The following is a 13,815-nucleotide window of genomic DNA, read 5'->3' as shown; positions in this document are numbered from 1 at the left end:
CTACTACTACTTCAATCAAACATTGCTCGCATCTTTGGGTTTACAATCCTTCAGTATCGTGTCATTGGGGTGATTTTCCCGAAAGACTTTAAATAGTAGCATTACTAAGCCTGTTTCTCCAGTGTCTTTACTTCATTAAGCGATGCTACGATCGCATTTTTTTGCTTCATTAAGATATTACCTGTAGATGCAGGAATATCAGACTCTTTAAGAATGGCTTCATATTCTTCAACGGCAGCTTTTTCTCCTCTAACAGCTTCTTCCAGAACTGCCTCATCCTTATCATTAGAAAGACTTGTCTTCAGGTTCATCCAGGATCTGTGTACATCACCTTTAATGCTAGTTCCTTTATCTGGATTCTCACCGAAATTTCTGATCTCAGACTTCAATTCATGTCCAAAATCATATCTTTCCTGTGCACGTTCTGAAAAGAAATTCTTCAAACGCTCATCTTTAACTTTTTCAGCTGCCAATTTGTATCCTTTTTCAGCATCATAATTCTTCTCTAACAATTCATTTAGTTTCTTAGAAACTTCACTTGAATAACTCATAGCTTTAATTTTTTCTGTTTTTCTTTCGAGTAAAGATAAGGTCAGAGAACCTCCCCAACAACCTCTTTAACAGGGTTTAGCACTAATTAACCTCTTTTAACAGCAAGGCTATTTTTTAACTAAAATTCTTCCTAAATTCAAAAAATCGAAGAGCCATTCCCGTTTTATGGAGGATTTATAAAATCTAATCAGAAAGACTTGAAAATTAGAAAAATGTAGTATCTTTGCGCACTTATTAATAACCGGGGTCGAGAACCCCAAAATTTAATTTTTATGCCAGTAAAAATAAGATTACAAAGACACGGTAAAAAAGGAAAACCTTTTTTCTGGATTGTTGCTGCGGATACCCGCGCAAAAAGAGACGGTAAATTTTTGGATAAATTGGGAATCTATAACCCTAACACGAATCCTGCTACTATCGAATTAGATGTAGACGGAGCTGTTAAGTGGTTAGAAAATGGTGCTCAACCAACAGATACCGCTCGTGCTATCCTTTCTTACAAAGGAGCTTTACTTAAGAAACACTTAGCAGTAGGTGTGAAAAAAGGAGCTTTAACTGAAGAGCAGGCTGAGGAGAAATTCAAAGCATGGTTAGAAGAAAAAGAAGGAAAGATCGGAGCTAAAAAAGAATCTTTGAGCAAAGCTCAGGAAGCTGAAAAAGCTAAAGCACTAGAGGCTGAGAAAGAAGCTAACGCTAAGCGTGAAGCTGAATTCAAAGAAGCTGAAGAGGCTGAGGCAAAAGCTGCTGCTGAAGCTGAAGCTGCTGCAACTGCAGAGGCTACAGATGAAGCTACCGTTGAAAAAGCTGAAGAAGAAGTGGAAGCTGCAACTGCAGAAGAAGCTAAAACTGAAGACAAAAAAGACGCTTAAACAGCAAACTGCAATGACAAAGGAAGAATGCTTCTACCTGGGAAAAATCGTTGCAAAATTTAGCTTTAAAGGCGAGGTGCTCATAAAACTTGACACCGATGAGCCTGAAACTTACACAGAAATGGAATCAGTTCTCGTTGAATACAACGATAATCTGGTTCCATTTTTTATTGAACGCTCCTACCTGCACAAAAGCACCCTGCTCAGGGTGAAATTTGAAGATTTAGACACCGAGGATGATGCCGAAGATATGATAGGCACTCAAGTCTATCTCCCACTTAGCATGCTTCCGGAATTACCAGAAGACAAATTCTACTTCCACGAAATTATTGGTTTCGACGTGGTTGATGCCGAACACGGAAATATCGGCAAGATCGTTTCCATCAACGATACCACCTCACAGGCATTATTCGAAATTGAAAAAGACGGCAAACAGATCCTTATCCCCATGAATGATGAATTCATAGAAAAGGTGGATAAGAAAAATAGAACCGTAAGAGTAATTACCCCCGAAGGCCTCGTAGATCTGTATTTAGGTTAGGCAAAGGATTTATTCCAGTCGAAAGCCTCCAGAATTGGCTCAAAGACCACTTTCCCGTTAATAATATTCAAACCTTTGGCAAGAGACCTGTCATTTTCACAAGCCTTTTCCCAGCCATTTTCCGCCAGCTTCAACACATAAGGCAAAGTCACATTAGTGAGAGCCAGGGTTGAAGTATAAGGCACTGCTCCCGGCATATTGGCCACACAATAATGTACCACGTCATCTATAATGTAAGCCGGATCTTCGTGCGTAGTAGGCCTCGTAGTTTCTACACAACCACCCTGATCTACAGCAACATCCACGATCACCGCCCCGGGCTGCATCAATTTAAGCATATCGCGAGTAATAAGCTTTGGAGCTTTTGCACCGGTTATGAGTATTCCTCCCACCACAAGATCTGTGGTTTGAAGATGCTTTCTTATATTATATTCATTAGAAAATTCAGTTACCACATGACTGGGCATGATATCGTTCACGTGACGTAATTTGTTCATGTTCACATCGAGAACGGTCACCTGAGCTCCAAGACCTGCAGCCATTTTAGCTGCCTGGATCCCGACTGTACCTGCACCCAATACAAGTACTTTACCGGGAGGTACTCCAGGAACTCCACCTAATAAAAGACCTTTACCTTTAACGGGCTTTTCCAGATATTTAGCTCCCTGCTGTATAGCCATTCTCCCCGCGACTTCACTCATAGGCGTCAATAAAGGCAGGGTACCGTCATCATCTTCTACAGTTTCATAAGCAATGCAAATAGACTTACTATTTATCATTGCTTCAGTAAGATTTTGGTTGGAAGCGAAGTGAAAATAGGTAAAAACGATCTGATCTTCTTTAATGAGATCATACTCCTGTTCAATAGGCTCTTTCACCTTTACGATCATATCACTTTGCTGATAAACCCGGTCTATAGACGGCAAAATGGTTGCACCTGCAGCGTGATAATCTTTATCATCAAAACCACTGCAATCGCCAGCGGTAGATTGAACCAGAACCTCATGACCTAATTTAGAAAGTTCAAGTACTCCGGCGGGAGTCATCCCCACCCTGTTTTCATTGTTTTTGATCTCTTTTGGAATCCCAATTTTCATAGTAGAAGTTTTAGATTCCGAAAAATAGTAAAGAAAATAAAGATAGGGGTGTCAAATATAAAAAATAACATTTGACACCCCTATTTTATATTTTTAAGGGGGTTAAATTACAATATTTACAATTTTACCCGGAACCACTATTACTTTTTTAGGGGTTAATCCGTCTAATTGATTTTTTGTTCTTTCGTCTTCCAGAACATTTTTCTCAATTTCATCCTTACCCATATCTACAGGAAGTTCCATCGTAAACCTCATTTTTCCATTGAAAGAAACCGGATAGTTCTTTTTGCTTTCCACTAAATACTTCTCTTCGAATTCAGGATATTTTGCAGTGGTGACAGACTCTGAATTCCCTAGCTTTTCCCAAAGCTCTTCGGCGATATGAGGAGCATAAGGAGCAATTAGCACTGCTAAAGGCTCAAGGATTTCACGGCTATTGCACTTTTGCGCAGTTAGCTCGTTCACGCAGATCATAAAAGTTGATACGGAAGTATTAAAGCTGAACTCCTCAATATCTTCCGTTACTTTTTTGATGGTCTTATGCAGGGTCTTTAATGAATCTGCTGAAGGTTTTTCATCTGAAACAGAGAACTCCTCTCCATCATGGTATAGCTTCCAGAGTTTTTTTAGGAAGTTGTGTACTCCCGTTATCCCGGCAGTATTCCACGGTTTCGCCTGATCCAGCGGCCCAAGGAACATTTCATACATTCTTAAGGTATCTGCCCCGTAATCTTTACAGATCTCATCTGGGTTAACCACATTGTACTTGGACTTGGACATTTTCTCCACTTCTCTACCTACGATGTATTTTCCATCTTCGGTAAGGAATTTAGCGTCAGCAAATTCCGGACGCCATTTTTTAAAGCCTTCAATATCCAACTCATCTGAAGCGTTTACCAAAGAAACATCTGCATGAATTGGCTGCACACTATTGCCTTTGATCTGGTTCTTGGAAACAAATACATTCTCTCCCTCCAATCTATAAACGAAAGCACTGGTTCCAAGGATCATTCCCTGGTTGATCAGTTTTTTGAAGGGCTCTTCAACCGTAAGCCATCCAAGATCGTGTAAGAATTTAGTCCAGAACCTTGAATATAACAAGTGACCAGTAGCGTGCTCGCTACCTCCAATATATAGATCTACATTTTCCCAGTACTTCTGAGCTTCTTCCGAAACAAAACGATCAGGATTCCCAGCGTCCATATATCTGAAAAGATACCAGCTGCTTCCTGCCCATCCCGGCATTGTATTCAATTCTAAAGGAAAAACAGTTTCGTCGTCTATTTCAGAATTGGAAACCACTTTATTATTCTTAGTATCCCAGGCCCAATCGGTGGCATTTCCTAACGGTGGCTCACCGGTTTCGGTTGGGAGATATTTTTCAACTTCAGGCAATCTTAAAGGAAGATGCTCCCGATTGATCATTTTCGGCAAACCGTTCACATAATAAACAGGGAATGGTTCTCCCCAGTATCTCTGACGACTGAACACCGCGTCTCTAAGCCTGTAATTCGTCTTTCCGTAACCCTGACCTGTTTTCTCCAATTCAAGAATTACTTTATTTAATGCCTCTTTATATTCAAGTCCGCTAAGGAAATCTGAATTCGCGATCACCGTACCTTCTTTCCCTGCATAAGCTTCCTGGGAAACATCTATATTTTCAAAAATATTAGGAATTGGAAGATCGAAATGTCTCGCGAAATCATGGTCACGCTGGTCACCGCAAGGAACAGCCATAACCGCCCCGGTCCCGTAACCCGCAAGTACATAATCTCCTATCCAGATCGGGATAGTTTCCCCGGTAAATGGATGTTCGGCATAAGCCCCAGTAAAAACACCGGTAATGCTTTTCACATCTGCCATTCGTTCACGCTCACTTCTCTTGGCACTGGCCTCGATATAAGCCTCAACTTCTTCACGGTGAGCTTCTGTAGTGATCTCTTTTACCAGATCATGCTCCGGTGCAAGCGTCATAAAGCTAACGCCAAAAATGGTATCGGGTCGCGTGGTGAAAACCCCGACTTTATGATCTGTATCCTTGATCTTAAAGTCTACGTGCGCCCCAACCGATTTCCCGATCCAGTTACGCTGACTCTCTTTTAAACTTTCGGTCCAGTCAATTTTATTAAGATCCTGAAGCAATCTTTCAGCAAAAGCTGAAATTCGCATGCTCCATTGGGTCATTTTCTTTCTGATTACCGGATAACCGCCACGTTCAGAAACTCCATTCACGATCTCGTCGTTTGCCAGGACGGTTCCAAGTTGCGGACACCAGTTAACTTCAGCTTCCGCTAAATAAGTAAGACGGTATTTTAAAAGAATCTGCTCCTTCTCATCTGCAGAATATTTATTCCATTCTTCGGCAGAAAATTCTTCAACATTATCATCACAAGCTGCATTTACTCTTGAGTTACCTTCAGAAGCAAATATTTCGTCAAGTTCAGAAATTGGACGGGATTTTTCCACTTCCTGATCATACCAGCTTTCAAAAAGCTGGATAAAGATCCACTGCGTCCATTTATAATAATCTGGCTCACTGGTTCGCACCTCACGACTCCAGTCCAAAGAAAACCCGATCTTATCCAGTTGCTCGCGATAACGAGCAATATTATTCTCTGTAGTTACCGCAGGGTGCTGACCGGTCTGTATCGCGTACTGCTCTGCCGGAAGACCAAAACTGTCATATCCCTGGGGATGCAACACGTTAAAACCTTTATGCCTCTTAAAACGGGCATAGATATCACTGGCAATATAGCCCAGCGGGTGCCCCACATGCAGTCCTGCTCCAGATGGATAAGGAAACATGTCCAGTACATAATACTTTGGTTTATCAGAATGGTTTGAGGCTTTGAAAGTCTGATTTTCGGCCCAGTATTTCTGCCATTTCTCTTCGATCTTATTAAAGTGGTAACTCATCTTCTGTCTTTCTTGTCTTATTCTTGTCATCACCCTGAATTTACTTCAGAGTCTAAAAATGAGAAGCTGAAACAAGTTCAGCTTGACGATTAATTTCTGAACCGCAAAAATACAATTTTAAAGGACTTATGCGGAATGATTGGAAAGCTTATTCCCGGCTTTTTCGCGCGGCTTCTTCCATAGGTTTCAGGCATTCATAGATATAGCGATTCACAGGAGTTTTGACACCAAGCCTCTCTCCTTCTTTTACAATAAAACCGTTGAAATTCTCCAATTCTGAAGGCTTGCCGTTCATGATATCGCGCTGGGTAGAAGCAGTGGTGCCTTCAGGTTGGGAATTTATGATCTCAAAGACCATCTCCAGGTGTTTTTCAGTTAGCGGAACACCTTTGGCTTTTCCGACTTCGATGATCTCCCTGGCCGAATTTCTCATCATTTCATTAAGATAATCGCTATCTCTGATCTTATCTATCGGCACCCTGGTAAGTCCACCAATGCCGCTGACGGTACAGATAAAAAGGAACTTTTTCCAGATTTCTAGCTGGATATTTTCAGGAATATTATTTTCTATTCCAGCTTCATCCAGGATATCATGAATTTTCTTCACCCGATCTGACTGAGAATTATCGGTTTCACCAAAAACGATTTTCGGTTCATATGAGGCATGCTTGATCTTTCCAGGTTTTTCCACGAAACTCACGATAAAGCAAAGTCCGGCAAGCACATTTTTCTTCGGAAGAACTTCAATTAGTTTTTCATAATTATCGGCTCCGTTCTGCAATGGAAGCACTATGGTATTTTCCCCAATTATGGGTTTTAATTCTGCCGCAACTGAAGGGATCTGCCAGGATTTAATTCCAAGGATAATAAGGTCTGGTTTTGGAACATCAGAAACATCAGAAGTAGCAACTTTAGGTTTTACTTTAAAATTTCCGTTTATACTTTCCACCTCGAGTCCGTGTTTCTGGATCGCTTTAAGGTGCTCACCTCTAGCGATCATACTTACATTAAGACCTGCATTGGCGAGTTTTCCGCCAAAATATCCTCCAACGCCGCCGATTCCATAAACCAGTATTTCCATAATTGAGTTTTCTCAAATTTAGGAAACTTAAATCGAACGTCACCCTGAACTTGTTTCGGGGTCTCAAACATTTCACAACCAACTCCCCCTGGCTTGCGGCAAGCGTGAAAGGCTTTTGTTGCATTGAGCTTGGGCGTCATTCTTTGAAGGTATGCTAAGACTCCGTTCAGCAGGACCAAAAAGCAAAAAATTTGTCTTTCCCAATATTTTCAAAAGTTTAAACGTTTTAAAGATTAGGAAAACTTAACTTTCTTATTTTTACAAAAAATCTGAAGTCAATTTATGACCACATCTTTTGAAAGGTATCAGAAACGCCGACTCATATCTTCCTATTTTTCAGTAGTTATCAGTATTTCCCTGGTATTATTCCTTTTAGGAATGCTTGGCCTTCTGGTTTTAAATACTAAGAAGGTAGCCGATCATTTCAAGGAGCAGATCGCCCTTACGGTTTATCTGAAGGATAACGCGAAAGAGGTTGAGATCGAGCAGTTGAAGAAAAGCCTGGCTATGGCAGATTATACCAAGTCAACGACTTTTGTTTCCAAAGAGGAAGCCGCAGAGGCCCATAGTGAAGAAATTGGTGAAGATTTCATGGAATTCCTTGGGTATAACCCACTTCAGAATTCCATCGACGTATATATGAATGCAGATTTTGTTTCTTCGGAGCAAGTGGACAAAATTGCTGATGATCTTACTTCCAAGAATTTTGTAGACGAGGTCGTTTATGACAAACCTCTTATCGCATTGCTGAACGACAACGTTAAAAAAATAAGTTTCTGGGTTTTAATTGCGAGCTCTGTTTTTACATTTATCGCAGTATTACTTATCAATAGCAGCATTAGACTGGCAGTATATTCAAAGAGATTTATCATAAAGACGATGCAGATGGTTGGAGCAACCAAAGGCTTTATTAGAAGGCCTTTTATCTGGCAAAGCGTAAAACTTGGACTAATAGGTGCGATTCTGGCACTCATTGGGATGGCTGCAGTACTTTATTACCTGAACAATAGTTTTACCGAGCTCAATCTTTTAGGTGATATTAAAATGCTGGTAATTCTATTCTCAGGGATTTTCCTGATGGGAATTGTAATTACATGGATAAGTACGTATTTTGCGACCTCGCGTTTTCTAAATCTGAAAACAGACGAACTTTATTATTAGAAGATGAAAAAGGATAAAGAAATACATAACGGAGGAAGTTTTAATACCGGGTTTGTTTTCGGAAAGAAGAACTACACCTTCATGTTTATTGGGATTGGCGTGATCGTTCTGGGCTTTATTTTAATGTCTGGTGGTGGTAGCGAAGATCCAAATGAATTTAATGACGCTATCTATAACTTTCAAAGAATTCGGCTTGCACCCGCTTTGGTGCTGATTGGCTTTGCGATAGAAGTATATGCCATATTGTTGAATCCCCATAAAAAATAATAAGTTTGGACGTATTAGACGCCGTGATCCTTGGTATCATCCAGGGACTTACCGAATTTTTACCAGTTTCTTCCAGTGGGCATTTAGAGTTAGGAAAAGCTATTTTAGGAGATACCAGTGTTCCTGAAGAGTCATTATTATTTACCGTTGTACTCCACTTTGCCACAGCTTTGAGTACGCTCGTTGTTTTCAGAAAAGATGTTTTTGAGATCATTGGTGGCTTACTAAGTTTTAAATGGAACGAAGAAACCCAGTTCTCCTTAAAGATCATAGTTTCAATGATTCCCGCAGTCATTGTAGGATTGCTTTTTGAAGAACAACTGGAAGCTTTATTTGGCGGAAATATTCTTTTTGTTGGGTTTATGCTTCTAATTACAGCCTTACTACTCTGGCTTGCTGATAAAGCCAAGAATACCGGAAAAAAGGTTAGTTACAGCAACGCCTTCGTCATCGGGATTTCCCAGGCGATAGCCATGCTTCCCGGAATTTCCCGAAGTGGAGCTACCATATCAACTTCAGTTCTATTAGGAAATGATAAGACCAAAGCTGCGAGATTCTCTTTCTTAATGGTCGTGCCTTTGATCTTCGGAAAGATCGCTAAAGATCTTTTAAGCGGAGAACTAATGGAGAGCACAGCAGATTTTTCTATTCTGGCAGTAGGTTTCGTCGCAGCATTTATTGCCGGTCTGGTAGCCTGTACCTGGATGATCGCCCTGGTAAAGAAAAGTAAACTTTCATGGTTTGCTGTCTATTGTTTTGTGGTGGGACTTGCGGCTATTACTTTTGCATATGCGCAATAACGAATTTACCCCCGAAGAATTCAAAACAGGCCAGGTACTTCTCTTTGATAAACCGCTGAACTGGACATCATTTCAACTGGTGAACAAAGTGAGATGGCTTATTAGAAAAAGCTGCAAGATCAAAAAGATCAAGGTTGGTCATGCGGGAACTTTAGATCCGCTGGCTACCGGACTTCTGATCATTTGCACCGGAAAATTCACTAAAACGATCCCTGATCTACAGGGACAGATAAAGGAATACACGGGCACTTTTACCATAGGTAGCACTACCCCATCTTTTGACCTGGAGACTGAAATTGACGAAAAATTCCCCACAGACCATATAACTGAAGAATTGCTTCAGAAAACCACAAAAAAATTTCTTGGCGAAATTGACCAGACCCCCCCGGTTTTCTCAGCTTTAAAGAAAGACGGAAAAAGACTTTACGAATATGCCAGAGAAGGCAAGGAAGTTGAAGTAAAGTCAAGGAAGGTTGAAATTTCTGAATTCGAGATCGATACGGAAGAATTTCCGAAAGTTCATTTCAGAGTAGTGTGCAGCAAGGGAACTTATATTAGAAGTCTGGCTCATGAATACGGGCAAGCGTTGAATAGCGGCGCGCATCTTTCTGAATTAAGACGTACCGGAATTGGAGAATATTCTGTAGAAAAAGCGATGGATCTCGAGTATTTTGAAAATTTATTACCTTCACAGGAGAATAAGTAAGTCTACTGACGTTTAATTAAATATGGAGTTTTTCGAGGAATTTTTCGATAAGCATAAAGCACTTATCATTACTACGCTTTTATTTGCTGTCCTTATGCTGGCATTGTATAATTTCAATCTTGCCAACGCAAACAAGGAAACAGCAGAAATGCTCGTAGACCTTGAACAATTCAAAGTAGAAGAGAAAAAAGAGATCGAACCTGAGAAGCCAGAGGAAACTCCAAAGAGAAACCCCAGGGACGTACAAACTCACCAGGCTTATAACCAGGACAAAGAAACCCGCGAAGCAGATTTTAAAAGTCAACTAGACAAGATATTTGAAAAGAATAGTGCTGACCAGGAAGAAGCCGAAAATGAAGATACAGACGGCTCTGAAGGCAACTATTCCGTAAATAAAAAGAACTCGGAGGATAAAAAAGATCGGTCAGATGGTGATGATTCGGCTGAGGAAGCCTCTCAAAAATCTGCCGTTTACGATTACAGTTCTATTTCTTTTTCCTTAAAAGGAAGGCGCGCGGTGAAAATCCCGAATCCGGTCTATACCTGTGATACGGCCGGAAAGATCGTCATCAATATAAGCGTGGATGCGAACGGTTACGTTATTGATTCGTCGGTAAATAAAGCCAGTTCAACATCAACCAACGAGTGTTTAACAGATCGTGCCCTGGAATATTCTGCGGGCGCCAGATTTAGCAAACTTGCAGGCAGAAATTCACAGCCTGGGACGATCACTTATCATTTTAGATCTTAAAATTATGGCTGAAATCAAACGTTGCGGATGGTGCGAAGGCGACCCTTTATATGAAGCCTATCATGATCATGAATGGGGAGTTCCTGTACTTGATGATGAGACCTTATTTGAATTTCTAACTCTTGAAACTTTTCAGGCAGGTTTAAGCTGGATCACGGTACTTAGAAAAAGGAACAATTTTAGAGAGGCCTTTGACAATTTCGACTACCGTAAGATCGCACAATACAAAGACGCCAAGATCACTGAATTGATGAAGAATGCCGGTATTATTAGAAACCAGATGAAAATACGGGCTACAGTTACAAATGCTCGGGAATTCATGAAGGTTCAGGATGAATTTGGAAGTTTCGGTAAATATATCTGGCAATTCGTGGAAGGAGAACCTATTCAAAATGAAATTGAAGATTATAAGAAAGCTCCTGCAACTACAGAGATCAGTGATAAGCTAAGCAAAGTTCTTAAGAAAAGAGGTTTTAAATTCGTGGGTTCTACCGTCATTTATGCCCACATGCAGGCAACAGGGATGGTGAACGATCACCAGGTAGATTGTTTCAGGTATGAGGAAGTAAAGAAACTTGGGGATAAATTTTTTTAAAATGAAACATTTGTTACTTGGCATATTCGTTCTTCTAAGCACTTTTGCACACTCGCAGGAAAAAAAAATAGAGAAAGAAGAGGATATCAAGCGTAATAATATGCCTGAAAATGCACAGAAATATCTGCAGGATAATATTCCGGAAAAATCCCGAAAAATCAGGTTTTATTACGAGACCGATGGAGATAAGGAAAGTTACGAAGCGAAGTTCAAATTCAGGAAAAACCGCTACAGTGTAGAATTTAATGAAAGAGGAATTCTTGAAGATATTGAAGTAGTGATCAAAAAAGAAAATCTTGATAGAGCCCTACGAAAAAAGATCGATGCTTACCTTGAAATGGAAAATGACAGGTACAGGATTGAAAAGATCCAGGCACAATATATTGCCGGTGGTAATAATACTGAAGAATTACTTCCGGGCGGGATAAAAAAAGAGCTTACTCCAGACAATTATGAATTGATTGTAGCGACAAAAAATGCGGGTAAACTTAAAAAATTCGAGATGTTGTTCGATGCAGAAGCAAATTTTAAAAGTGAGCGAGAAATTTTAAGAAATTCATATGACTACCTCATTTTCTAAATTATTCTTATCATTCCTTCTCTTACTATTTGCTAATAATATTGCTGCCCAGGATAATTTCAGTTCCTTTTTAGAACCGGATATTTCCATTAACCTGGACAGGCCAAATCGCTGGTCCTTCAACTTTGGACTGGCCAATAGAAATGGCGTTTATTCCGGTCAGGAAACCGAGTTTGATACCGAGTTTATTGAACTCAGCCACTTCAGCAGTTATGAAGTAGGTTTTTACGGCAAGTTGAGTTTGGGGATTAGATATCGTTTCAATGAAATGTTCAATGAAAGAGCCCATGACGAAATACGAATTACCCAGCAATACAGCCGTTCCAGAAACTACAATGCCCTGAAAATAGCTCATCGTTTTCGGTTTGAGCAAAGATTAAGAAGTAATACCATATACAGGACAAGATACCAGTTTTCGGTACAGATCCCTCTAAATGGAGAGCGCGTAGATCAAAAAGAATTTTTCGTAAAGGCAGATACCGAGGCACTTTATAACTTTTCAAAAGCAAATAAACCTGGGCTTTCACATAGATTTGGACTGGCCCTGGGCCGAGAGTTAAATGAATCTATAACAGCAGATTTTGGTACCGAATACAGATTGGATGATTATAATCTTGATCCAGCCCATGAACTCTTTTTTGTACTCGGCCTCACGCTATCTATTTAATTAACTTAGAAATTTTAAGAATTCTTCTCTTGGGATCTCTTCAGCTCCCAGACTTTCAAGATGACTGGTATACACCTGGCAATCTATGATCTCTATTCCTTCAGTTTTAAGCTTTTCTACCAGTTTTATAAAACCGAATTTAGAAGCATTGCTAGCTTTCGCAAACATGCTTTCTCCGCAAAACATTTTCCTGTCCCTTAAATAAATACCGTATAAGCCTCCAACCAATTCAGTTTTATCCCAGACCTCAGTAGAAAAAGCAATTCCCTCCTGGTGTAACTGAAGATAATTCTCTTTTATCTCGGGAGTGATCCATGTACCGTCCTGCCCTTTCCTATCTACATTCCCGCAATTCTCGATCACCATTTCAAATTCCTGATTAAAGGTCACCTGAAATTTATCCTGATTAATAAAAGGCCTCATGCTTCTAGCAATTTTCAAATTTTCCGGAAAAAGGACCATTCTTGGATCTGGCGACCACCAAAGTACCGGCTGACCTTCATTATACCAAGGGAAAACACCCTTATAATAAGCTTCTTTAAGACGCTCTGGACTTAGATCCCGTCCAACTGCTAGCAATCCCTCTGAATCTGCATAAGATACAGGAGGAAGCTTCTCATGTGGTTGAATGAAATACAAATCGGTTTGGTTTAAAGTCTGAAATTAAAAAAGTCCGGTGAAAATTCTAACCGGACTTTTGATTTTATTTTTATTGATACAAATTTTCCAAAACATCATTCTGAATTTATTTCAGAATATAACAAATAGCTATTCCTTTTTTAAGAACCTGGAACTCCCGAAATTCGGGACAGACTAAGGAAAGATATGTTTGGAAAAGTGTCTTTTACAAGATTAGAATGGAAGATCGTCATAATCCTCTTCATTCAAATCGCTAGCAGGCTCGAACTGGTCTGGTGGCGGTACATTAGAACCACCTGAAGGCTGTTGAGCAGCAAGATTCTCTATTCTCCATCCCTGGATAGAATTGAAATATTTTGTTTCACCCTGTGGGCTTACCCATTCGCGACCCCTAAGGTTTACACCAATCTTCACCGGTTGTCCTACCTGAAAAGCATCCAGCAAGCTACATTTATCCTGTACAAATTCAATCATGATATGTTGAGGATATTGCTCCTCTGTAGTCACAACCATCTCTCTCTTCTGAAATCCGTTGCTACCGAATGTCTTGGTTTCGCCAATAAGCTTAATTTTTCCCTGTACTTCCATTGTTT

16 protein-coding genes are annotated in these 13,815 nt (G+C 40.1%); 10 read left to right on the top strand and 6 right to left on the bottom strand.

Going from position 1 to position 13,815, the window contains the following annotated elements; translation table 11 throughout:
* Positions 1-104: 104 nt before the first annotated feature.
* Positions 105-551 (bottom strand): PA2169 family four-helix-bundle protein, encoded by a 447-nt coding sequence (locus tag G3I01_RS06315; RefSeq protein WP_219552097.1) that lies wholly within the window; start codon positions 549-551, stop codon positions 105-107.
* 273 nt (positions 552-824) lie between these two features.
* On the opposite strand from G3I01_RS06315, the gene G3I01_RS06310 reads away from it, so the two are divergent.
* Both G3I01_RS06310 and rimM read left to right on the top strand, forming a co-directional pair.
* Positions 825-1,421 (top strand): 30S ribosomal protein S16, encoded by a 597-nt coding sequence (locus G3I01_RS06310; RefSeq protein WP_219552096.1) that lies wholly within the window; start codon positions 825-827, stop codon positions 1,419-1,421.
* Between the two features lie 13 nt (positions 1,422-1,434).
* Positions 1,435-1,962 (top strand): ribosome maturation factor RimM, encoded by a 528-nt coding sequence (gene rimM / locus G3I01_RS06305; protein ID WP_219552095.1) that lies wholly within the window; start codon positions 1,435-1,437, stop codon positions 1,960-1,962.
* Here rimM and ald read toward each other — a convergent pair.
* From ald to G3I01_RS06290, 3 genes are all read right to left on the bottom strand, one after another.
* Positions 1,959-3,059, bottom strand: a complete 1,101-nt coding sequence (gene ald / locus G3I01_RS06300) for an alanine dehydrogenase (protein ID WP_219552094.1) — start codon at positions 3,057-3,059, stop codon at positions 1,959-1,961. The two genes, rimM and ald, sit on opposite strands and share 4 nt — an antisense overlap.
* 102 nt (positions 3,060-3,161) lie before the next feature.
* Entirely contained in the window at positions 3,162-5,975 is a 2,814-nt protein-coding gene (gene leuS, locus G3I01_RS06295) for a leucine--tRNA ligase (protein ID WP_219552778.1), read from the bottom strand.
* Between the two features lie 148 nt (positions 5,976-6,123).
* Positions 6,124-7,056, bottom strand: coding sequence for a 2-dehydropantoate 2-reductase (locus G3I01_RS06290; protein WP_219552093.1), 933 nt, complete (start codon positions 7,054-7,056; stop codon positions 6,124-6,126).
* A gap of 282 nt (positions 7,057-7,338) precedes the next feature.
* On the opposite strand from G3I01_RS06290, the gene G3I01_RS06285 reads away from it, so the two are divergent.
* The 8 genes from G3I01_RS06285 to G3I01_RS06250 are packed head-to-tail and all read left to right on the top strand — an operon-like array spanning position 7,339 to position 12,583.
* Positions 7,339-8,217 (top strand): permease-like cell division protein FtsX, encoded by an 879-nt coding sequence (locus G3I01_RS06285; RefSeq protein ID WP_108171183.1) that lies wholly within the window; start codon positions 7,339-7,341, stop codon positions 8,215-8,217.
* Between the two features lie 3 nt (positions 8,218-8,220).
* Positions 8,221-8,484 (top strand): DUF3098 domain-containing protein, encoded by a 264-nt coding sequence (locus G3I01_RS06280; RefSeq protein WP_219552091.1) that lies wholly within the window; start codon positions 8,221-8,223, stop codon positions 8,482-8,484.
* Between the two features lie 5 nt (positions 8,485-8,489).
* Positions 8,490-9,284, top strand: a complete 795-nt coding sequence (locus G3I01_RS06275) for an undecaprenyl-diphosphate phosphatase (protein ID WP_108171180.1) — start codon at positions 8,490-8,492, stop codon at positions 9,282-9,284.
* Positions 9,274-9,990: a tRNA pseudouridine(55) synthase TruB gene (truB, locus tag G3I01_RS06270; RefSeq protein ID WP_219552090.1), complete on the top strand. Its 717-nt coding sequence runs from the start codon at positions 9,274-9,276 to the stop codon at positions 9,988-9,990. Before G3I01_RS06275 ends, truB begins: the two co-directional genes overlap by 11 nt.
* Before the next feature lie 22 nt (positions 9,991-10,012).
* Positions 10,013-10,741, top strand: a complete 729-nt coding sequence (locus G3I01_RS06265) for an energy transducer TonB (RefSeq protein ID WP_219552089.1) — start codon at positions 10,013-10,015, stop codon at positions 10,739-10,741.
* Between the two features lie 4 nt (positions 10,742-10,745).
* Complete coding sequence (locus G3I01_RS06260) at positions 10,746-11,336, top strand: DNA-3-methyladenine glycosylase I (RefSeq protein WP_219552088.1); 591 nt, start codon at positions 10,746-10,748, stop codon at positions 11,334-11,336.
* 1 nt (position 11,337) lies between these two features.
* Positions 11,338-11,916, top strand: coding sequence for a hypothetical protein (locus G3I01_RS06255; RefSeq protein ID WP_219552086.1), 579 nt, complete (start codon positions 11,338-11,340; stop codon positions 11,914-11,916).
* Positions 11,897-12,583: a DUF2490 domain-containing protein gene (locus G3I01_RS06250; RefSeq protein ID WP_219552085.1), complete on the top strand. Its 687-nt coding sequence runs from the start codon at positions 11,897-11,899 to the stop codon at positions 12,581-12,583. The genes G3I01_RS06255 and G3I01_RS06250 overlap by 20 nt, the downstream gene beginning before the upstream one ends.
* Here the strand turns inward: G3I01_RS06250 and aat are convergent, their stop codons facing one another.
* Entirely contained in the window at positions 12,584-13,222 is a 639-nt protein-coding gene (aat, locus tag G3I01_RS06245; protein ID WP_219552084.1) for a leucyl/phenylalanyl-tRNA--protein transferase, read from the bottom strand.
* Positions 13,223-13,435: 213 nt separating this feature from the next.
* Entirely contained in the window at positions 13,436-13,810 is a 375-nt protein-coding gene (locus G3I01_RS06240) for a DUF3127 domain-containing protein (RefSeq protein ID WP_011710888.1), read from the bottom strand.
* Between the last annotated feature and the right edge of the window lie 5 nt (positions 13,811-13,815).

Origin of the sequence: Gramella sp. MT6 (assembly GCF_019357415.1) — a bacterium.
Lineage (GTDB): Bacteria > Bacteroidota > Bacteroidia > Flavobacteriales > Flavobacteriaceae > Christiangramia.
This window is presented reverse-complemented; position numbering and strand designations above follow the sequence as displayed.

Bases quoted from the DNA above. Each gene is read 5' to 3' on its own strand.
- G3I01_RS06315 (WP_219552097.1), bottom strand. From the start codon at position 551: ATGAGTTATTCAAGTGAAGTTTCTAAGAAACTAAATGAATTGTTAGAG.
- G3I01_RS06310 (WP_219552096.1), top strand. From the start codon at position 825: ATGCCAGTAAAAATAAGATTACAAAGACACGGTAAAAAAGGAAAACCT.
- rimM (WP_219552095.1), top strand. From the start codon at position 1,435: ATGACAAAGGAAGAATGCTTCTACCTGGGAAAAATCGTTGCAAAATTT.
- ald (WP_219552094.1), bottom strand. From the start codon at position 3,059: ATGAAAATTGGGATTCCAAAAGAGATCAAAAACAATGAAAACAGGGTG.
- leuS (WP_219552778.1), bottom strand. From the start codon at position 5,975: ATGAGTTACCACTTTAATAAGATCGAAGAGAAATGGCAGAAATACTGG.
- G3I01_RS06290 (WP_219552093.1), bottom strand. From the start codon at position 7,056: ATGGAAATACTGGTTTATGGAATCGGCGGCGTTGGAGGATATTTTGGC.
- G3I01_RS06285 (WP_108171183.1), top strand. From the start codon at position 7,339: ATGACCACATCTTTTGAAAGGTATCAGAAACGCCGACTCATATCTTCC.
- G3I01_RS06280 (WP_219552091.1), top strand. From the start codon at position 8,221: ATGAAAAAGGATAAAGAAATACATAACGGAGGAAGTTTTAATACCGGG.
- truB (WP_219552090.1), top strand. From the start codon at position 9,274: ATGCGCAATAACGAATTTACCCCCGAAGAATTCAAAACAGGCCAGGTA.
- G3I01_RS06265 (WP_219552089.1), top strand. From the start codon at position 10,013: ATGGAGTTTTTCGAGGAATTTTTCGATAAGCATAAAGCACTTATCATT.
- G3I01_RS06260 (WP_219552088.1), top strand. From the start codon at position 10,746: ATGGCTGAAATCAAACGTTGCGGATGGTGCGAAGGCGACCCTTTATAT.
- G3I01_RS06255 (WP_219552086.1), top strand. From the start codon at position 11,338: ATGAAACATTTGTTACTTGGCATATTCGTTCTTCTAAGCACTTTTGCA.
- G3I01_RS06250 (WP_219552085.1), top strand. From the start codon at position 11,897: ATGACTACCTCATTTTCTAAATTATTCTTATCATTCCTTCTCTTACTA.
- G3I01_RS06240 (WP_011710888.1), bottom strand. From the start codon at position 13,810: ATGGAAGTACAGGGAAAAATTAAGCTTATTGGCGAAACCAAGACATTC.